The 18,508-nt window shown below is 41.0% G+C and carries 25 protein-coding genes; 19 read left to right on the top strand and 6 right to left on the bottom strand.

Annotated features, from left to right (window positions below; all coding sequences use genetic code 11):
* The first annotated feature begins 34 nt into the window (after positions 1-34).
* The gene (locus FZC41_RS02435) at positions 35-1,306 is read left to right on the top strand and encodes a 4Fe-4S dicluster domain-containing protein (RefSeq protein ID WP_148565798.1); all 1,272 of its coding nucleotides are present in this window, start codon (positions 35-37) and stop codon (positions 1,304-1,306) included.
* A 295-nt stretch (positions 1,307-1,601) separates the two neighbouring features.
* On the opposite strand, the gene FZC41_RS17695 is transcribed toward FZC41_RS02435, so the two are convergent.
* A complete protein-coding gene (locus FZC41_RS17695; protein ID WP_279235165.1) occupies positions 1,602-1,733 on the bottom strand; it encodes a hypothetical protein in 132 nt (43 codons plus the stop codon).
* A gap of 82 nt (positions 1,734-1,815) precedes the next feature.
* Positions 1,816-3,264, bottom strand: coding sequence for an MFS transporter (locus tag FZC41_RS02430; protein WP_148565797.1), 1,449 nt, complete (start codon positions 3,262-3,264; stop codon positions 1,816-1,818).
* Between the two features lie 146 nt (positions 3,265-3,410).
* Here FZC41_RS02430 and FZC41_RS02425 point away from each other — a divergent pair, with 146 nt between their 5' ends.
* Together FZC41_RS02425 and FZC41_RS02420 are read left to right on the top strand one after the other, a co-directional pair.
* A complete protein-coding gene (locus FZC41_RS02425; RefSeq protein ID WP_148565796.1) occupies positions 3,411-4,025 on the top strand; it encodes a TetR/AcrR family transcriptional regulator in 615 nt (204 codons plus the stop codon).
* Positions 4,026-4,797: 772 nt separating this feature from the next.
* Positions 4,798-5,397 (top strand): transglutaminase-like domain-containing protein, encoded by a 600-nt coding sequence (locus FZC41_RS02420; RefSeq protein ID WP_148565795.1) that lies wholly within the window; start codon positions 4,798-4,800, stop codon positions 5,395-5,397.
* 154 nt (positions 5,398-5,551) lie between these two features.
* On the opposite strand, the gene FZC41_RS02415 is transcribed toward FZC41_RS02420, so the two are convergent.
* Positions 5,552-6,352: an EFR1 family ferrodoxin gene (locus FZC41_RS02415; protein WP_148565794.1), complete on the bottom strand. Its 801-nt coding sequence runs from the start codon at positions 6,350-6,352 to the stop codon at positions 5,552-5,554.
* 110 nt (positions 6,353-6,462) lie between these two features.
* Here FZC41_RS02415 and FZC41_RS02410 point away from each other — a divergent pair, with 110 nt between their 5' ends.
* Positions 6,463-7,302: a helix-turn-helix transcriptional regulator gene (locus FZC41_RS02410; protein ID WP_148565793.1), complete on the top strand. Its 840-nt coding sequence runs from the start codon at positions 6,463-6,465 to the stop codon at positions 7,300-7,302.
* Positions 7,303-7,445: 143 nt separating this feature from the next.
* On the opposite strand, the gene FZC41_RS17775 is transcribed toward FZC41_RS02410, so the two are convergent.
* The gene (locus FZC41_RS17775) at positions 7,446-7,751 is read right to left on the bottom strand and encodes a hypothetical protein (RefSeq protein WP_338000848.1); all 306 of its coding nucleotides are present in this window, start codon (positions 7,749-7,751) and stop codon (positions 7,446-7,448) included.
* On the bottom strand, positions 7,714-8,229 hold the full coding sequence (locus FZC41_RS02405; RefSeq protein ID WP_338000847.1) for an SDR family NAD(P)-dependent oxidoreductase: 516 nt from the start codon (positions 8,227-8,229) through the stop codon (positions 7,714-7,716). The genes FZC41_RS17775 and FZC41_RS02405 overlap by 38 nt, the downstream gene beginning before the upstream one ends.
* 114 nt (positions 8,230-8,343) lie before the next feature.
* Here FZC41_RS02405 and FZC41_RS02400 point away from each other — a divergent pair, with 114 nt between their 5' ends.
* Both FZC41_RS02400 and FZC41_RS02390 read left to right on the top strand, forming a co-directional pair.
* Positions 8,344-8,718 carry a MerR family transcriptional regulator gene (locus FZC41_RS02400; RefSeq protein WP_148565792.1) on the top strand — a complete coding sequence of 125 codons (375 nt, stop codon included), beginning with the start codon at positions 8,344-8,346 and terminating at the stop codon, positions 8,716-8,718.
* 302 nt (positions 8,719-9,020) lie between these two features.
* Entirely contained in the window at positions 9,021-9,608 is a 588-nt protein-coding gene (locus FZC41_RS02390; protein WP_148565791.1) for a Crp/Fnr family transcriptional regulator, read from the top strand.
* Here the strand turns inward: FZC41_RS02390 and FZC41_RS02385 are convergent.
* Positions 9,605-10,327, bottom strand: a complete 723-nt coding sequence (locus FZC41_RS02385; protein ID WP_205737049.1) for a DUF4386 domain-containing protein — start codon at positions 10,325-10,327, stop codon at positions 9,605-9,607. The two genes, FZC41_RS02390 and FZC41_RS02385, sit on opposite strands and share 4 nt — an antisense overlap.
* A 140-nt stretch (positions 10,328-10,467) precedes the next feature.
* Between FZC41_RS02385 and FZC41_RS17190 the strand changes: the two genes are divergently transcribed.
* From FZC41_RS17190 to FZC41_RS02325, 13 genes are all read left to right on the top strand, one after another.
* Entirely contained in the window at positions 10,468-10,641 is a 174-nt protein-coding gene (locus FZC41_RS17190) for a hypothetical protein (protein ID WP_170253813.1), read from the top strand.
* Positions 10,642-10,696: 55 nt separating this feature from the next.
* Positions 10,697-11,131 carry a VOC family protein gene (locus FZC41_RS02380; RefSeq protein WP_476559219.1) on the top strand — a complete coding sequence of 145 codons (435 nt, stop codon included), beginning with the start codon at positions 10,697-10,699 and terminating at the stop codon, positions 11,129-11,131.
* A gap of 194 nt (positions 11,132-11,325) precedes the next feature.
* Positions 11,326-11,871: an AAA family ATPase gene (locus tag FZC41_RS02375; protein WP_148565790.1), complete on the top strand. Its 546-nt coding sequence runs from the start codon at positions 11,326-11,328 to the stop codon at positions 11,869-11,871.
* 79 nt (positions 11,872-11,950) lie between these two features.
* Positions 11,951-12,343 carry an MmcQ/YjbR family DNA-binding protein gene (locus FZC41_RS02370; RefSeq protein ID WP_148565789.1) on the top strand — a complete coding sequence of 131 codons (393 nt, stop codon included), beginning with the start codon at positions 11,951-11,953 and terminating at the stop codon, positions 12,341-12,343.
* 125 nt (positions 12,344-12,468) lie between these two features.
* Positions 12,469-12,717, top strand: a complete 249-nt coding sequence (locus FZC41_RS02365) for a hypothetical protein (protein ID WP_148565788.1) — start codon at positions 12,469-12,471, stop codon at positions 12,715-12,717.
* Between the two features lie 3 nt (positions 12,718-12,720).
* On the top strand, positions 12,721-13,038 hold the full coding sequence (locus FZC41_RS17820; protein WP_148565787.1) for a DUF3267 domain-containing protein: 318 nt from the start codon (positions 12,721-12,723) through the stop codon (positions 13,036-13,038).
* A gap of 72 nt (positions 13,039-13,110) precedes the next feature.
* Entirely contained in the window at positions 13,111-14,190 is a 1,080-nt protein-coding gene (locus FZC41_RS02355) for a DUF3810 domain-containing protein (RefSeq protein ID WP_243136640.1), read from the top strand.
* 87 nt (positions 14,191-14,277) lie between these two features.
* Positions 14,278-14,874: a hypothetical protein gene (locus tag FZC41_RS02350; protein WP_148565786.1), complete on the top strand. Its 597-nt coding sequence runs from the start codon at positions 14,278-14,280 to the stop codon at positions 14,872-14,874.
* 49 nt (positions 14,875-14,923) lie between these two features.
* On the top strand, positions 14,924-15,550 hold the full coding sequence (locus FZC41_RS02345) for a DsbA family oxidoreductase (RefSeq protein WP_243136639.1): 627 nt from the start codon (positions 14,924-14,926) through the stop codon (positions 15,548-15,550).
* Between the two features lie 150 nt (positions 15,551-15,700).
* A complete protein-coding gene (locus FZC41_RS02340) occupies positions 15,701-16,201 on the top strand; it encodes a GNAT family N-acetyltransferase (protein ID WP_148565785.1) in 501 nt (166 codons plus the stop codon).
* Between the two features lie 42 nt (positions 16,202-16,243).
* Entirely contained in the window at positions 16,244-16,897 is a 654-nt protein-coding gene (locus FZC41_RS02335) for a class I SAM-dependent methyltransferase (RefSeq protein WP_148565784.1), read from the top strand.
* A 341-nt stretch (positions 16,898-17,238) separates the two neighbouring features.
* On the top strand, positions 17,239-17,709 hold the full coding sequence (locus tag FZC41_RS02330; RefSeq protein ID WP_148565783.1) for a GNAT family N-acetyltransferase: 471 nt from the start codon (positions 17,239-17,241) through the stop codon (positions 17,707-17,709).
* Between the two features lie 52 nt (positions 17,710-17,761).
* Positions 17,762-18,349 (top strand): nitroreductase family protein, encoded by a 588-nt coding sequence (locus tag FZC41_RS02325; RefSeq protein WP_148565782.1) that lies wholly within the window; start codon positions 17,762-17,764, stop codon positions 18,347-18,349.
* Positions 18,350-18,508 lie beyond the last annotated feature (159 nt).

Genomic DNA, 18,508 nt, shown 5'->3' with positions numbered 1-18,508 from the left:
TTTGACATAAATTAAGTGTCGGGAAGGTGAATGAATGGGACATATTACAAGTAAAAATGCCTACAAGAATTTAGAAGAAAGAATTAACTGGTTTACTCAGGGTGCTCCGCCGACGGAGAGCCTGTATAAAATATTACAGGTTTTGTATACCGACCAGGAGGCCAAATGGGTTGCCTTGCTGCCGGTTCGTCCATTTACCGCTAAAAAAGCAGCCCAAATCTGGCATATCAATGAAGCCAAAGCGGAAACCTTTTTAGAGCATTTGTGCGAGAAGGCATTACTGGTGGATTCCTTTTATAACGGAAAACGTGAATTTGTAATGCCGCCACCCATGGCCGGTTTTATTGAATTTGCTTTAATGCGGACAAGAGGCGATATTGATCAGAAGTATTTAAGTGAGTTGTACTATCAGTACATGAATGTCGAAGAAGATTTTGTCAAAGATCTTTTTTTTGCCACCGAAACATTTTTGGGACGCGTCTATGTTCAGGAACCGGTTCTGACAAATGATCATACGATTCATATTCTGGATTATGAAAGAGCCAGCCAGATGATCGCGGAAGCATCGCATATCGGACTGGGAACCTGTTATTGCCGGCATAAAATGTTGCATGTCGGACATCCCTGTCAGATCGATGCGCCTTTGGATGTATGTCTGACCCTCGGAAACGTGGCCCGGTCCCTAGCAGAAAATGGTCAGCATGCCAGGTTAATTGACAAAAACGAAGCGATGGCGGTATTGGAACGTTCTTATGCAGCGAATTTGGTGCAAATTGGGGAAAATGTCCGGGAAAATCCGGCATTTATCTGTAATTGCTGCGGTTGCTGCTGTGAAGCCCTACAAGCTGCAAGAAAGTTCAGCCCCATGCAGCCAGTAGCGACAACGAATTATATCCCGGTTATCACCGATGCGTGTATCGGGTGCGGTAAATGCGAAAAGGTCTGTCCGGTACTGGCTATTTCCATGAAAAATAAGCAGGCGGGCCAGGGCGTCGCTGCGGTGGATCATCAGATATGTCTGGGATGTGGGGTCTGTGTCAGAAATTGTCCGACACATGCGATTCATTTGGAACGACGAGAAATCGAAGTGATCACCCCCGTGAACAGCACCCATCGGTTTGTCCTGCAGGCAATTGAAAAAGGGACGCTTCAGAACCTTGTCTTTGATAATCAGGCCTTTGCCAATCATCGTGCGATGGCCGCGGTATTTGGCGTTATTCTTAAATTACCTCCGCTCAAACAGATTTTGGCTAGTAAACAGTTCAAATCCATTTATCTGGATAAACTGTTGTCTGCCTCCAAGTGATGCTTGGTTTGCCAGCGAATTATAACTGCCAATTCTGTTTAGCATATTCCCTATAATTGCTTTAGCTTATTGTTTTTCATGAACACATTTAAGTGAGGCAATCAACAGTTCCGGCGTTATTTAATGCTGTATTTGAATTTTAAATAAAATACCTCGATATTGTCCCATTAAGGACATACCGAGGTGAAGCATTAAAATCGATATTCACTTATATCTTGCCACACTTTCCATTCCTTTCTCTTATTTTGCAACAGGCATAAGCCCATCCTTGGTAAAAAACAATCAATATCTTATTCTATTCATTGGACTGCTTTCTCACTATATTTTCCACAAAGCCAATTTGATCTATTTCCATCCAATTTTCATATCTTTCTACTGCAAGAGAAATAGCCCCTTGTTGATCCAATACTATTTTTTTAATTTTCATTTTCAATCCTCCATGATTGCAATTAATCGGATGGATGACGCAGAACCTTCTTTTAATGGCATTGCCACTTTGTCAGATATCCTTAAACGACTTTCATCTCAGCTTCTTTCAAGACTTCAACACACCTGTTTTTACCACGTACCAAAGATAAAAGAAGCGCTACTAATGCACAACCGGCTGACACGATACATACTATACCCATTGCCTGACTAAAGGCCGCCTGTTGGAGCGCTGCTCCTTCAAGTCCCGTTGTCGCAAAGATGGTCGTTGCATGATCGATATTGTATGACAACAAAGCTGCCGATGTAGCCTCGCCCAGAACCATACCGATATTACGCATTGTCCCCAGGGTGGCTCCGGCAACCCCTCGGCTGGAAGCCGGTACACTTCCCATCACGGCGCTGTTGTTGGGTGTATGAAACAGCCCTGCTCCGATCCCGGTGACAGCAAAGACAATCAACAGCAATACCGTTGGCGTGTCTGTATGAAATGTACTAAAAGCAATAACCGCGATTCCCAAAATTCCCAGTCCCGCACAACTGATGAAACGGCTATCATACTTATCCGAGATTGAACCGCTGATGGGTGCCATAATCATCATTGCCAATGACATTGGGAGCATCATCAATCCCGAAAACGAAACAGATAGCATCCGCTGTTGTTGCAGATAATAAGGTGAAATAAAAACCAGCATGAATTCACACATATAAAAAAAGATGGCTGCGAAATTTGCCGTGGTAAATACTCTGTTTTTAAAAAGATTTAAATCAAGAATGGGATGGTCACTTTTCATTTCATAAAGAATAAATGCTCCCAGTGCCACGATGCCGGTAATTAGCGAACCAAAAATCAAAATTGGATTAACTGTTGATTTGCTGAGCATATCCAGTGGCAATAAAATCAGCACCAAAGCCAGTATAATCAGCACGCTTCCAATCGGGTCAAACTTTGATCCTGATTTCGGTTGATCTTTTTGAATGTTTCGCATTGCTAAGACCGTTCCTATGATCCCAATCGGAATATTGATAAAAAAGATACTGCTCCATCCCAACCAATCGGTCATGATCCCACCGATGGAAGGTCCGGCACAGGTGGCAACAGCAACGGCAATGGCTGTTACACTCAATGCTTTCCCGCGATTCTCAGGTGATACTGCATTAATAACAATGGCGCTGCCCGTTGACATCAGCATGGAACCGCACAATGCCTGAATGATTCGGAAAATTATTAACATCCCGATATTTGCTGATAGACCACACAATAGTGAACTGACAGTGAAACCGGCAAAACCAATGACATAGATTTTCTTTAAACCATACAGATCTGAAACCCGGCCAAAGGTCAGCTGAGTTGCGCAAAGTGTGAGCAAATAGGCAACGACGACCCACTGCACAATCGCTATGGTGGTATTGAATCCAGACTGGATTAAGGGCAATGCGACATTTGTCGCATTGATATCAAAACAAGTCATAAAGGTACCGAGAGCTACAGTCGCAACGGTTAAGCGGCTATTTTTTTTAATAAGATTCATATTCATCCTTCTTTCGTCATAACATGAGTAATTACTCACATTATAAATACCTTTGTTTTATTTGTCAACAATAATATGAGCAATTGCTCGTATTATTTGACAAAAACACCCCTTTACTTTAAAATAGGGTTAAAGGAGCTGATGATATGGCTGAAAGTAAATCCGTGCGTAAACCACAGCAAAAAAGAAGCATCGAAACAAAAGAGAAGATCCTAAGCGCCGCTTACACACTTTTTTGTGAAAAAGGCTATTTCAGTACCACCACCAATGAAATTGCCAAGGTTGCCAAAGTTTCAATTGGCAGTCTTTACGCTTATTATAAAGATAAAGACACCATCCTGCTTGATATCTTAGAACGATACAACAATTCATTTCTTAAAGTTCATGATGACTTATCCGCAGAAATTGAGATTTATAAAAACGATCCTAAAAAATGGATTCGTCTACTCATTGAGAACCTGATTGAAGTGCACCAATCGTCAAAAGCACTGAATCGCGAAATGGAAATTCTCTGTTTCACAATGCCAGCAGTTGCCGCGGTCATGGTCAAACAGCGGGAAAAAACCTGGCAAACGACCCTCAATAGTTTTCATTTGTCCAGTGAATATATCACTGCGAAGGATCCCGAAGCAGCTGCGATCATCGCTTTCAGTTTAATCAGTTCGATTGTCGATCAGATTGTTTTTTACAAAAATGAAATTGAAGTGGAACGTATTTTACAAACCGGTATTGACGCGGTTTATCACTTGTTAATGGGCTGAATCTGTTATCGGGTAAGAGGCTGACTATTCTAATGCCGTTTTTTGAATTCTTTTATTTTTTCGCCAGATTTTCCAGCCACTTCAAAAAACAGAAAAGACGACCCGAGTCTCGTAGAACTCGAATCGTCTCTCTTCTTTCTCTTCTCTCTGTTTCTTTACCCGCAATCTCAATAAGTTAAGTTGAGTAAGTTTCCCTGGCTCACTTTACTTTGTTTCTATTTAAAATCTTTCGTTTCAGGCAATTAAATGATACAATAATGCCATTCAAATCGAAAGCATTATTGCGTACTACCGAAACCTAAAGTATTAGGAAGCGGTGGCCTTATTCATTTGACGAGATCAAAAAGGGAGAGCAACATGTTCCTAACGGAGATTATCAGACTATTTTTAGTCTTGATGTGATACCAAATTAGCGTAATCAAGGAATTGCTGCACAGTTAAGCAATCATTTTTTTACTCAAAGAGGATTGCAGTTGTGGGACGATTCCGTCGCAACGCTCTACATCTGTGCTACCTGTTTCGCATCAAAACCATCCTTTTCAAAATTGAAATTCAGTATCTTAAGTTGACCGGTTGCCTGCTCCGTAACTTATTTCTGGTCTTATTAAGATATCACGAGCATTTCCTGAAAAAAAATTAAAGCATAAGTCTTGGGATCGTTCTGTTTGTCCGATGACAAGTTGTTAGTGTGGGAGATTACAATCGTCAACTTACTTGTCTGCCCGCTATTATTCCTTACAAACACAAAAATACGGTTAAGAAGGGAAAGTCGATGTTTCAAAAATTTATATTGGAAACGGATGCGATTGATTTTGGGCATCCGAAAATGATACAAAAATCGCTCCAGCTATTCACACCAAAGATGTCGGATGTTGAAAAGGCAATAATTGCCTATGAATTTGTCAGAGATGAAATTCCTCATTCCTTTGACTGCAATGCCAAGGTCATTACGGCGAGAGCATCGGATGTACTCATCCACCAAACGGGAATTTGCCAGGCCAAAGCAAATTTGCTGGCAGCACTTCTTCGGTCTCAGAATATCCCAACGGGTTTCTGTTTTCAGCACATCACCCTTGCCGATGATGATTCTCTGGGATATTGTGTCCATGCTTATAATGCCGTTTTTTTGGAAGACCATTGGATCAGGCTGGATGCAAGAGGAAATAAGCCAGGTGTGCATGCACAATTTTCATTGAAAAAACCGGTTCTTGCTTTTTCGAATCGACCGGAATATGATGAATACCACTGGCCGGGTATTTATGCCAATCCTCACCGGGATACCATGCTGAAGCTAAAAAAGGCTGGCTGTTTGCAGGATGTTCTTGATCACCTGCCAGAGTCGCTCAATGAAAAACCGGATGTTTCGGTTTAGTCTGATCAATCTATTTTTTAGGTAAATTATTACTTCAATAAAAGGAGAAAATCATGTATATCCTTTTATTGAAGTAAATCAATCCCTTGGAGGGGGTTGAATAGGCAATATCTGCCCATATCGTATATTTGGACAAATACTATGATCGGGGTCCCTAATAAAAAAAATCCGGCTGCTTGGGTTCTTTGAACAGGGTGTTCAATCGGATTGATGCATCATGTACCGGGCCGAGTTTGATGGTTCTGGCATGCAGGGGGCATTTTTTGATGCAGGCGCAACAGGTGATGCATTTTTCTTGATCAATCTGGCGGCTGTTTTCCTTGGAAATCGCTCCCACTGGACAGACTTCAGCACAGATCTGGCATTGATTGCAGTCACTGCCAACGGCGATAAAATCGACATTCCAGAGCTTGGTTGCGCCGCGAAAGGGGAATTCACCAGGTACATTCAGCTTCCCAATTTCATCGACAGATAAAATTGCAGCCAGTTTTTCATTGATTTTGCAGCCAAATGCTTCCGCTTGACTCAAATCTTGAATATTTGGACGACCGGCGGCAATGGGTATTTCAACACTGGAAAAGGAATGCTCGCCGATAAAAGCCCCTGAGGCAATGGGGAGGCATCCGTCAGCAACGAGAATTTCTGTAAGTTCAAGTAAGGCATCGTCATAGACACGGTTACCGTACACAATAATGCAGACCACGGGAGTTTTTTTGGCTTTAATGGATTGGAGCCATTCCCGGATCACCTCCGGCACCCTTCCCATATAAACAGGTACCCCAATAATCAGCAATTCGTCTTTTCCGGTATGCAATGGTTTTAACCGAGACTCCGGTTTGGTCAGATCAATCCGTTCCACTTCAATTGCATCAATGCCCTGTGCAACGCCTTCAACCACTGCTTTTGTGGTTCCTGTTGGCGAAAAATAAACCAGTTTTGTTGACTTTATTTTCATTTGAAAACCTCCATTATTCTATTTTCTAGAATAGCATATTACAGATGTTATAATATTACCAGAAGTGTATTTATACTGGTATAAATTATAACAGAAAGAGGCATTACCCTATGGACAGTGAGCAGCAACGATATAAGGAACTTGGTGATTTTCTAAAAAACCGGAGAGCAAAAATACTGCCTGCTCAGGTTGGTCTCTCATCAGGCCAGCGACGGCGAACTCCTGGTTTGCGAAGGGAGGAAGTCGCTCAAATGGCTGGGATCAGTCTGACCTGGTATACCTGGCTTGAACAGGGCAGACCAATTCATGTTTCCACCCCGGTGGTGGAAAGTCTTTCCAGGGTATTGCAGCTTGACCGGGAAGAATGTCATCATCTTTACCGGCTGGCAAACCAGCCCCTGCCTGCCGATATTCCAGTGTCCCGGGAAACAGTGAGCCCAGCGCTTCAGCATGTGCTGGACAATCTGACATACTGCCCATCGCTTATCACTGATCAGCGATGGAACGTGATTGCCTGGAACAAGGCATCATGTGCAATTTTTGGTGACTTCGATGCTATGAGCGATCGGGATCGGAATATAGTCTGGGCGATGTTCACCGACGGCAAATATAAGGAGCTGTTTGTTGACTGGGATCGACATGCCAAGGGAATGGTGGGCCGATTTCGTTCAACCAGCGGAAAAAACATTGATGATTTCTGGTTTGTTCAGTTTATTGATGAGCTGAAAACAAGGAGTCCGGAGTTTGATTTATGGTGGTCGCTCCATGAAATCCAGAACAACGGCGAGCTGTACAAACAGCTGAACCACCCCCAGGTCGGACAGCTGGATTTTGAAATCAGCAATTTTGATGTCTCCGATCATTCAAATTTGAAAATGGTAGTCCATGTCCCGATGCCGGGAACCGATACAGCCGAAAAAATGAAGCTTTTGATATCGACGGCATGTTGAAACAAACACCGGGATGGCTCTGCGTTTAAAATTACTGGTATTGAAAGCGTGCCGTTACCCGGTATGAGGATCACATACCAGAATCTCCTGGTATTGCAGAGGGTTAAAAAGAACTGGAAGGGGAACTCAGCAACCACGAGTTATTATATCTTTTGGTTATGACTGGATTTTCCAGCATAGGGAAATTGGGGTTCACTTAAAACAAATGCAAAGGTTTCCCGGTTCACACTTCCCAAGGTGGCAGAGCCGTCGTAGAGCTCCAGCAGAAAGGTTGCCATCTCAGCGCTGGTATGGTAACGGCCAAAGGTCTGATTGTAATCATAGTTGGTGACATCATTGGCAACCTGTCCGAATTCGGTTTGAGTTGCTGCCGGGGCCAGAACTTTTGCCTGGAGCCTGGCCCCGTTTTCTTTAAGTTCCCGGGACAACCCTTCGGTGAAACTGCTCACATAGAATTTTGCGGCGCAGTAGGTAACCGCCCCTGGGACAATGGTATAAGCCTCCGGCGGATGAAACATTGATCAGCTGAGTGCCATCAACGTTACAGTAGTCCCGGACATATAAGGATGAAAAAATAGTCAAGGCCTCCACATTCAGATGAAGCATGGTCTCGATTTTTTTCAGATCTTGATCAGCAACCCCAGCGTAATTGCCAAATCCGGCATTGTTGATCCAGACTTCAATAAAATTGGTTTTAAGTTCGTCATATACCTGATAGACATTGACTAATTGAGAAAGATCAGCAGCTTTCACCAAAATGTTCAATTGGGGATGGTCCTTCAGAATTTCACTTTTCAACGCTTCCAGTCGTTCTAATCTTCTGGCAATTAAAATCAGATGCTTACCGCGTTCGGCAAAAGCCTTGGCCATGGCCCAACCGATCCCTGAACTTGCGCCGGTAATGACAATATATTTTCTTTTTTCCATTTGAAAACCTCCTAGTTTTTGTTATGATAGTATCGTACAATCTCGAGTTGACTCGAGGTCAAGTGAATTTTAATAATAAATTAAAAAAATGTTGAAATAAGGGGGATTAAGCGGATGACCTATACAATCGGGGAGTTTTCACGTCTGATCAATCTCAGTATCCACACCTTGCGCTATTATGAACTGGAAGAACTGATCGCGCCACGGAGGCTGGAGAACGGAAGGCGGTGCTACTCAGAAAATGATTTGACCTGGATTCAGTTTATCAGGCGATTGAAGGATACTGGCATGCCAATCAAGGAGATTCAGAAATATGCAAAAATGCGGGCGATCGGGGATCCTACGCTAGAAGGGCGCATGGAACTGCTCATCCAGCATCGGCAGGTATTGCATCAGGAAATAAAACAGCTGGAGGAACATCTTGAAAACCTGGATGATAAAATTGACTACTATAAAAATGTCATTGTTAAAAGGCAGGAGCAAAACTGATAAGGCGCTGAGTAGCCAGATGGCCGCAAAATATATTTCATAGAAAGCAGAAAATCAAATGATAAAACAGTATATCTTTATGTATTTGATATCATGGCGGATTGGGAAGCGGGTTATTTATGTACTGAATTGAATTCGGGAAGGTATTTTCGGTTCAAACATTGGATGCCTGGTTTAACCTTTACACTAGCCATGATATGAAATATTTTTACGAATTGCTGGATTCCATTGAAGACAATAAATAGATCGAGTTTGGCGGGAAACATCCACACGGACAAAAAATCGATGAAAGGAACGAAAAGATGGATCCGTATTTAATGAAATTTATGGCGAAGTATACTGATTTTAATAAAGAAACATTACAGGAAATAATGGGGCATATGGTGGTTGAAACCTATGAAAAAGGGACAATACTGCTTAGACAAGGGGACATATCCAGTAAGTGCTATCTGGTTTTGAATGGGTGTGTCAGACAATACAGCTATGGGGTGGAAGGCAAAGAAATTACAAATGATTTTTTTACCGAGGAACAATCCGTTACACTATTCAAAAGTTATAAGTTAAGACTGCCATCTGATTATTCGCTATCCTGTGTCGAAAAAACAACCTTGCTAATTGGCGATGCCGATTTGGAAGAAAAGATGTATGAAGAATATCCAGTGCTCCAAAATATCACAAGATCGATGTTAGAGTTGAATTTGGGGGAAACCCAGGATGCCAGTGCGCGGTTTATGTCGAAAACCCCAGAGGAACGTTACCGCAGCTTGGTAGAACAAAGACCGGGATTGATCAACCGGGTGCCGCAACATCAATTAGCTAGCTATCTTGGAATAACGCCAGAATCCTTGAGTAGAATTAAGAAGCGGTTATCCCAAGACAGTAGTGGTTAGAATTCAGATGCTTTTTTGGGTCTCTTGCCGCCCTTTAGCAATAGCCAGATTCCAAAACCCAATTCACCCGCAGTCATCGGTAGGCTTAAGATCTTTTCGATTAGCGTTGTTGTGGTTTCATATTGCGGCAGAAACAAATACATCGAATGAATCAGAACGTAACTTAAAGCTGCAATGACTAAAAGGATACCCAGGAATTTGGGGATAAAGTCTGACTTTAAAATCAAATAAGCAATGATTAATAAATGGAGACCAAAAACAATCAAGCCCAGAGACCAGATGCTATTAAATGCACTGAGATATAACATGACTTGAGCACTCAATTGATCGGCTGGCAGGGATATTGAATAATTATCGCCACTGAGTATAAGCGATACCAGCACTAAATTGGAAATGGCAATGCCTAAAATCATTGCATAGATTAGTCGAAACCAGCCACCCAGTAACGACAGATGAGCGTCAATCTGCTTCATGAAAATAGTTAAGGCCCATGCAATAATAATATCGAAGACCAGAATCAGGAACCAACTGAATATTTCCGCCCGAAAGAGGGGGGTATTTTGTTGGATCTGGCTCACGGTTGCTGCCGCATTCCCTGTGATAACCAGACTTGAGTGAATAAATCCATAGGCAAAACCGGCACATAGTGCAATCATAATCATCGCCACCCCAACGATGACAGCCGCTTTTCTTGGTGATATTCTTTCTGTTTCACACACTAATATAATTACCTCCTGTTTGTTTGTAATTATGTTAGCATGGCGGATATGGTATTTCATTGACTTAAGTTAAGAACGAATAATATTTTAAAAGTTACAAACCAATAGTTCGGTGTTAACGTTTTTTAGGCATTGAAAAATTGTGTCGCTGGAGCCAGGTACCACTTAACTTAACTCCATGGTTTTCTACACCGCCGGACTGGTGCGGGACGGTTCATCAGGAATCGGTATGGGTTGATAAGGTGGCGAAAGATTTGCTGCTGAAGACTGCGCTGCGACAGGTCGAAGGGCGTATCATCGGTCATATTAAATAGGGTGCTAAATATTTCTGTCAAAAAATACTCTGCAACATACCTGAAAGGATGAGAAATGATGAATCGAATTAATATTATTTGTATGGGCGTCAGCGACATGGCAAGATCCATTTGTTTTTATCGCGATGGTCTTGGTTTTGAAACTGATGAAATGGCTGATAATCCGACCGTTATATTTTTTAATACCACTGGGACTAAATTTGAACTATATCCGCTGATACTGTTGGCCGAGGATATCAATCCTAATAATCCACCGCCATTGAGCAATGGTTTTGCAGGAATCACATTAGCTATTAATGTAAAGGAGAAAAAAGAAGTCGATGAGACCATAAAGATGGCCAAAGCCGCCGGGGCAACGATAGTAAAAGAACCAACCAATGTATTCTGGGGTGGATATCATGCCTATTTTTCTGATCCGGATGGCTATTACTGGGAAGTTGCATGGGGGCCTGATTTTCAATACGATGAACAGAATATGCTTATTTTTTAAAATCTAAAACCAGCACATCTTAAAGACAAGGCAGCGAAGGGAAGCCTGGCTCAGGATCCGAGCCATTGATGCATCGACCTGTTATAATCGGCTGGGAATTTATGTTCTGGTTAAAGGAAATAAAAGACACTGACGGTGCCAGGTTCTAGGCACACTTAATATAAATCAGAATTTTTTGTTATGGGGTAAAAGATATGGCAAGAGGAATTATTATTTTTGGATCAGCAGGTTCAGGAAAAACAACATTGGGGAAAATGGTCGCTGATAAGCTTGGCTTTCCATATTTCGACATAGATAATTATATATGGAGAAAAGATACTGATAAACCTTTCACAGTTATGTATACTCGTGAAAAGAAGATTAATAGATTAATGACAGATATATCGAAAAGAAGTTATTTTGTGATGGCTGGCTCAATGGATAGTTTTAATGCACCATTTGTTCCATTGTTCGATTTGGCAGCACATATTACAGCATCTGCCGAAACAAGAATTGTTCGGATTCATAAAAGAGAATATGAAATATTTGGAGAAAGAATCGTCAAAGGCGGAGATATGTATGAAGAACATTGTTGTTTTCTTGATAACTCAGCTAGATATGATTCGGATGGTTCTCCGTGTAAGAAGACACATGAGCAGTGGGCTAATTCATTACCTTGTAAAGTACTACGGTTGAATGGAGAGGAGGACTTAAATAAGAATGTTGATATCATAGTTCAAGAATATTTGAAAAAAGTTTGAAAAAAGATTTAAACTCTGATGGTGCCTGGCTCTCTTAACTTAATGATCTGATAACCTGCAAATATGGAAGGAGAAAAAAATGAAACCTTGTAAAAAATGGGACGAACTGATTGAAAAAACGGTTGAATCGATGCCAGGAACAACCCGGGATTATAAATCCGAATGGGATGCCATCCGATACTTTGTCGGCGATGTGATGTTTGCCATGCGTGGTGAAAACAAAGAAAGGGACGCTCTGCTGACCGTCAAGCTGCCCATTGGCGATGGTGAAATCCTCCGTTTGCACTATCCGGATATTATTCCCGGATATTACATGAACAAACAACACTGGAATTCGATCATCTTGAACGGCGATGTGCCCGAGCAGGTGCTGGTCGACTGCATCCAACTGGCTCATCACACCGTATTCGTCAAATTGACAAAAAAGAAACAGTGTGAAATTGAGGCAAGCATTCACGTTCCTGGAGAATAATGAAGAGGACTCTCCCTCGAAATAAAAATAACGAAGGAGAACTAAAATAGCCTTGGTGTCTGCCCCTTAACTTATTGACTTAACTTAATCAATATAGCAAATTAATTCGAATGAGAGGTAGAATTGTGAAGTGGCTTTTTAATAAATTACCTGAATATGAAGATTTTGATCCGGCTAGGGAAGGCTATAAAGGAATTAATGAAACTAGTCGTATAAAGACAGTCACGATGGAAATATTAGTTGCGATTCTCGTTGTAATATTAGTTGGATTTATTATAAAATTAATTATTGGGGTTAACTATAAATTTGTTATTTGGGATAACTACATGTGGATTGTTGTTTTGATTGGAATCATTCCAATTCATGAATTGTAGCATGTGGTACTTTTCCCAGAAAAATTTACTTCACCTAATATAAGCATTGGATATTATGGCGGTTCATTTTATGTAGATTACGCAAATGATATAAAAAAAACTAGATGCTTAATCATTAGATTATTCCCATTCGTGGTATTGACTTTTTTACCAATCATCTGTATTTTGATATTCAACTCATATATTGAAATACTGACGAAAATATCTCTAATAAATGGAATGCTCTCTTGCAGAGATATCTTTTCCTTTTTTGTTATTCTCAAGCAAATACCAAAAGGTGCTTCTATCAGAAATAAGGGTGATGTTACATATTGGCGGTGAGTAGTTTAACAGAAGGAGAGTATTATTAAAAAGTATTTATCTAAGCGATTGCTGTTTATCATACCGGGAGTGGTGGCATATATACTAAATAAATATGCTCAGAATCATCCGGATTGGGCAGAACAATACAGTAGGACAGGTTATCCGGTGTTGTCTAATGCCGTGGGATTTTTACCTTCGCTAGTAAAATTTTCTGTTGGTGAATGGCTGGTGGTATTGGTTTTGTTGTTATTGCTATTATATATTGGTTATTATGTGCGTAAGGTGATCATCAGTAAAGGGACACGAAGGATGGAAGTTTATCGTGGTGTGATGGGAATCGTCGCGATGGGTAGCATGTTATATTTTTGTTTTACTGTTTTGAGTGGATTAAACTATCATCGGGATTCTTTTTTGTCTTATACCGAATATCATGAGGAACAATACAGTGTGGCGGAACTGGCGGAATTGTGTCAGTCACTTGCCGATGACATGAAACCGGTAAGAGAGGAACTGGGAGAGGATAATGACCTTTTGGTCCAAGCTCCAGATGATTTTGATTATTATACACAACACGCAGTGTTGTCGCTGCAAATGTTGTCAAAGCAGTATCCTGTTATGGCGAGGTCTTTGTATTCCACCCCAAAACCAGTGGTGATGTCAAAACTGATGTCTCGGGCAGGGATAGAAGGCATTTTTTGCCCTTTTACGTTGGAATCTAATATCAATGTTGACATGCCCGTTTTCATGATACCTGCCGCTATGACTCATGAACTGGCACATCAGTGCGGTTTTATGCAAGAGGATGAGGCGGGTTTTATATCCTTTCTGGCATGCATGCAGCAGGATGAACCAATGATACGTTACAGTGGACTTTTTTTGGCGTTTGATCATTCCATATCGGCGCTGGAGAAAGTTGATCCGGATAAGGCATTGGAAATAGAGTCCAGTCTGTCACAGAAGGTGCAGCATGACATGGTACAGAATGAGCAGTATTGGGGCAAGTATGATGGTATTATTTCAAATGTTTCAACTCGTGTCAATGATGCCTATCTGAAGGCGAATAACCAGACAGACGGTGTGAGTAGCTATGATAAAATGGTAAATCTGTTACTGGCAGAGCAGCGCTATAATCTTTTGCGAACGTCCGTAAGTTTGAGTAAAATGAATTAGACAAGAGAAATTATAATTGAAAAAATGTGATGTAAGAATAAACACACTATTTAGTAGCATCAATTCAGAAATTGGAGAGGAAATTATTTGAAAAATAAAGTGAGAAGTGGTTGTGACTTGGTCCTCGGTATTTTATTTATTGTCACAGAAATCTGGGGGTATTATACAGATATCAGCTATATGGGCGAATACTGCTTTATATCGGGAATGTTGGTGGGGATATTTTTCTTAATTTCCTTTTGCCATTACATAATGACAAAAAAAGAATTATCCGTTTTGTGGTATTTTAATTGTATGCTGGCAATTTTAATTATTTTGATTGTGACCCTGGCGATTGGTTTAAATGTGGAAGGTGCTTTTATATTTATCCATATTGTTAATCCGATTGTGTTATTTGTATATTGGGGTGTCTTTTGCAATCATTGCGAAATTAAGAATCCATTACAGATTGCCACAGTTGTTGTTTTCCCAATCTGTTACTTTGTCTTGGCATTTGTTTTATGGAAAATTGTGGGTAAGTGCCCGTTTCCGGCAAGCCTGATTTTAGTCGATAATTCGTTGGGAATGGTGCTGCTAAGCGTAGGTTGTGTTGTTGTTCTATTTCTTGTGTTGGGTTATGGGCTACATTTTCTAAACAAACTTGTATATAATAAATTATCAAGCCCCGGTGCCAGGCACCGTTGAATTATATGTGAAAGGTCTTGCCAGCGGTAAGAATGATAGGGAAAAAATAGTGAAAATAGAAATTTGGTCAGATTATGGTTGTCCTTTTTGTTATATTGGAGAAAGAAAGCTTGCCTTAGCCCTTGAGCAAACAGGTATGACTGCAGACGTTGAGATCGTTTTTAATTCGTTTGAATTAGACCCGAACGCAAAAAAGAGTGTTGATGAGAACATTAATCAACTGCTTGCCAAGAAGTATGGGATGAGCATGGATCAAGCCATAGCGGCCAATAATAATATTATCAATGTGGCGAAAGAAGTGGATCTGGTTTTCAATTTTGACAAATTACAGTCGACCAATACTTTTGATGCCCATCGGTTGTCACATTATGCCAAGGATCAGGGTAAGCAGAAGACCTATACCGAAGCTGTGATGAAAAGCTATTTTACCAATTCATTGAACATTTCAGATTTTGAAGTGTTAACGTCAATTGCCGTAGAAGTGGGATTAGATCGAGTTGAAGCATTACGCATTTTAGAATCATCAGCTTTCGCAGAAGCGGTTCGACAAGATGAGGCTAATGCCTATTCACGCCAGATAAATGGCGTGCCATATTTCTTGTTTAATGGAAAAGAGACAATAAATGGCGCACAAACAATTGATACTTTTGTGGCAATGATTGAAGGGTTAAAATAATTTATTGAATCATTCCCCCAGCGAAAATGACCGAAAAAATGCAAATTGGTGGTTTTGTGTGGTATCGGTGGGATGGGAAAAAGCACCCTGCTGTTAAATCCGGAGTATGGCAAAATGTTGTTAAAATATGCTTTAATTTGAGAGGTAACAATGAAAGATTATACCATTCGTAAAATAAAACAAACAGAAATATCACTTCTTGGTTATTTTTTATACGAGGCCATTTTTCAGCGTGACGAACAGAATCGCTTGCCACGGGAGGTGATCAATCAGCCCGAACTCATGGTATATATCGAAGATTTCGGCCGGAAAGATGATCAGTGCCTGGTCGCCGAATGCGATGGTAAAATCGTTGGTGCGGTCTGGACCCGAATACTGGCAGAAAAAATTAGCGGATTTGGAAATGTGGATGATCAAACACCGGAATTTGCCATCTCTCTGGTTCAGGAATACCGCAATAGAGGCATTGGTACCGAACTGATGAAGCAGATGCTCAAGCGATTGAAAATAGCAGGATATCGGCGGGCGTCGCTGGCCGTGCAGAAAGACAATTATGCTCTGAAAATGTATCAGACGGTAGGCTTTAGGGTGATTGATGAATTAGAACAGGAATATCTGATGATTTGTCAATTAGCGGATGACCCGATTTAAAGATATGTTAACCCAACCCTGAAATATGAAAGCGAGGTAAAAATGGAAGCGGATGCATTTTATCAAAACAATGCCAAGTTCTATGATATTCTGGATCGGACCTACTTCAGAAAGCCGGCCACAAGTCCCCGTAATGCGGTCATTTCCGCATTAGGAAATGAATCCTTAACCGTTTTGGATTTATGTACCGGAACTGGGTCTAATGCCATCGCCATTGCCAGGGCAAAAAGAAAGGTCAGCCTTGTCGGTATTGATATTTCTGGGGCAATGTTAGAAAGAGCCGCCATTAAACTAAAACAAGCGGGGGTAACTACGGTTGAACTGATGCAGATGGATGCTGCCAATCTGCAATTTTCTGACGGCCAATTTGATGTCGTCTTGATTTCGCTGGTATTGCATGAGATCAGTTCGGAGTTGGCGGGACAAATGATTGCCGAGGCTAGAAGAGTGTTGAAAACCGACGGAAAACTAGTGATCCTGGAATGGGAGGAACCGGTGAACCGGCTTCAAAAAATTGCCTTTTATCTGGTTAAAAAAACCGAACCCAAAGGCTTTGAGGACTTTTTAAAATGTGATCCGGATCAATATTTCGCCCGATATGGTTTTCAGATAACTCAAACAATCCATTGTGATTACAGTAAAGTAATGATCTTAGCAAAAACTGATTACAATTTTGAACAGATCCGGCCAAGATGAAAATGACTCACTTTTTGACAAGCATTGAAGATAATTATCCGAAAAATATGCAAAGCTGACTTTAATGGATATTGGGTTTGCTGATTAGCAAAAGCAAAGGAGAAAAATGATGAATAGATTCGCCGTAATTGACACGGAGACAACTTGGGATGATGCGGTTATGTCCGTTGGGCTCGTCATAGCCGATTCGGTGACCTTCGAGTTGGTCGACAAACAAGATATTACATACTCACGCCATACTCACGCCGTTCAAGGATCACGGCGGTATGTACACTATTAGAATTGAAGCCGGATCGGCTGACGGTAAGAATTTAATGATTCAAGAATTTTTGAGGTGATGAATGATTAGAAAAATCGAACAGAAGGATTTAAAAGAAGCGGTCAATTTGGTTAATACCGTTTTTAATGAATTTGTAGCAGGTGGTTATTCCCTGGAAGGACAAAAGACTTTCAGGGATTATTTAGAATTTAAATTAGAAGAACTATCTCAGGATTTAAATAACGGTCATAAAAAAATGTGGGGATTTTATGAAAACGAAAAGATTGTTGGCGTGATCGGGACGCGTGATCGTTTCCACATTTCACTGATGTTTGTTGCCAAAGACCATCAAAAGAGAAAGATTGCCACAAAACTTTTTACAACGGTTGTGAATTCCTTAAAAGAAAAAGAAAACAGCGAGAGTTTTGAGATGACTGTGAATTCTTCTCCCTATGCAGTAAAGATTTACGAACACCTTGGCTTTAAGGCAACTGACAACGAGCAGATTAATAATGGTATCCGTTTTACGCCGATGAAAATGATTGTGAAATAATAATGTTGAAATAATGATTAAATTAATTTAGAATATGGAAGGGGAAAATAATATGAGTATCAGTAACGAAATCTTAACTTGCATCCATGAGCGGCGGAGTACTCGCCGATTTACCGACCAACAAGTATCAACTGACCAGTTGGAGGCAATCCTTGATGCTGCGATATGGGCACCTAGCGGTGGTAACAATCAAAGCTGGCTATTTACGGCGATTCGAAAAAAAGATATCCTTCTTCATTTAAATGGGCTTGTTCGTGAGGGCTTTCAGCATTGGATTCCGGATGATGATTATCCAGGGAAACTGAGGATAAAAGAACAGTCACAAAAGGAAACCTATAACTTTTATTACCAGGCGCCAACGCTGATCATTGCATCCAATCGGCCAAATTACGAAAATGCCATGGCAGACTGTTCACTGGCCATGGAAAATATTTTTCTTGCGGCTCACTCTTTGGAGTTGGGAAGTTGTTATATCAATCAACTTCATTGGCTGCGGGATGATCAGGATGTCCGGTCATATCTGTTTGAACTGGGAATCCCAATGGAAGATACGATCTGCTCTGCTGCGGCGATCGGTTATAAAGGTGCAGAATTGCCGGTGCCTATTCGCAAAGAAAAAACGATAAATATTATTGGATAATGGGTTAGAGAAAGCGTCAGTTATCCGGAATTTTCGGATAACTACTTCAGAAGGGAAAAGCTACAATACCAAGCATTATAACTTATTTGTCTGTGAAATACAAGCTAACCGATCGTTTGTACCCCTGTTGTGGGGTCGTTTCGTTTGGCTGGTATAGGA

This window comes from Acetobacterium paludosum (assembly GCF_008086595.1).
Lineage (GTDB): Bacteria > Bacillota > Clostridia > Eubacteriales > Eubacteriaceae > Acetobacterium > Acetobacterium paludosum.
The sequence above is the reverse complement of the archived record's forward strand: the minus strand, read 5'-3'. Positions and strand labels throughout refer to the sequence as shown.

What these genes read in the sequence shown, in the direction of transcription:
- FZC41_RS02430 (WP_148565797.1), bottom strand. Translation starts at nt 3,264, where the DNA reads ATGAATCTTATTAAAAAAAATAGCCGCTTAACCGTTGCGACTGTAGCT.
- FZC41_RS02410 (WP_148565793.1), top strand. Translation starts at nt 6,463, where the DNA reads ATGGACAGTGAGCAGCAACGATATAAGGAACTTGGTGATTTTCTAAAA.
- FZC41_RS02435 (WP_148565798.1), top strand. Translation starts at nt 35, where the DNA reads ATGGGACATATTACAAGTAAAAATGCCTACAAGAATTTAGAAGAAAGA.
- FZC41_RS02425 (WP_148565796.1), top strand. Translation starts at nt 3,411, where the DNA reads ATGGCTGAAAGTAAATCCGTGCGTAAACCACAGCAAAAAAGAAGCATC.
- FZC41_RS02375 (WP_148565790.1), top strand. Translation starts at nt 11,326, where the DNA reads ATGGCAAGAGGAATTATTATTTTTGGATCAGCAGGTTCAGGAAAAACA.
- FZC41_RS02370 (WP_148565789.1), top strand. Translation starts at nt 11,951, where the DNA reads ATGAAACCTTGTAAAAAATGGGACGAACTGATTGAAAAAACGGTTGAA.
- FZC41_RS17695 (WP_279235165.1), bottom strand. Translation starts at nt 1,733, where the DNA reads ATGAAAATTAAAAAAATAGTATTGGATCAACAAGGGGCTATTTCTCTT.
- FZC41_RS02420 (WP_148565795.1), top strand. Translation starts at nt 4,798, where the DNA reads ATGTTTCAAAAATTTATATTGGAAACGGATGCGATTGATTTTGGGCAT.
- FZC41_RS02400 (WP_148565792.1), top strand. Translation starts at nt 8,344, where the DNA reads ATGACCTATACAATCGGGGAGTTTTCACGTCTGATCAATCTCAGTATC.
- FZC41_RS02405 (WP_338000847.1), bottom strand. Translation starts at nt 8,229, where the DNA reads ATGGAAAAAAGAAAATATATTGTCATTACCGGCGCAAGTTCAGGGATC.
- FZC41_RS02415 (WP_148565794.1), bottom strand. Translation starts at nt 6,352, where the DNA reads ATGAAAATAAAGTCAACAAAACTGGTTTATTTTTCGCCAACAGGAACC.
- FZC41_RS02340 (WP_148565785.1), top strand. Translation starts at nt 15,701, where the DNA reads ATGAAAGATTATACCATTCGTAAAATAAAACAAACAGAAATATCACTT.
- FZC41_RS02390 (WP_148565791.1), top strand. Translation starts at nt 9,021, where the DNA reads ATGGATCCGTATTTAATGAAATTTATGGCGAAGTATACTGATTTTAAT.
- FZC41_RS02335 (WP_148565784.1), top strand. Translation starts at nt 16,244, where the DNA reads ATGGAAGCGGATGCATTTTATCAAAACAATGCCAAGTTCTATGATATT.
- FZC41_RS02380 (WP_476559219.1), top strand. Translation starts at nt 10,697, where the DNA reads ATGATGAATCGAATTAATATTATTTGTATGGGCGTCAGCGACATGGCA.
- FZC41_RS02330 (WP_148565783.1), top strand. Translation starts at nt 17,239, where the DNA reads ATGATTAGAAAAATCGAACAGAAGGATTTAAAAGAAGCGGTCAATTTG.
- FZC41_RS02325 (WP_148565782.1), top strand. Translation starts at nt 17,762, where the DNA reads ATGAGTATCAGTAACGAAATCTTAACTTGCATCCATGAGCGGCGGAGT.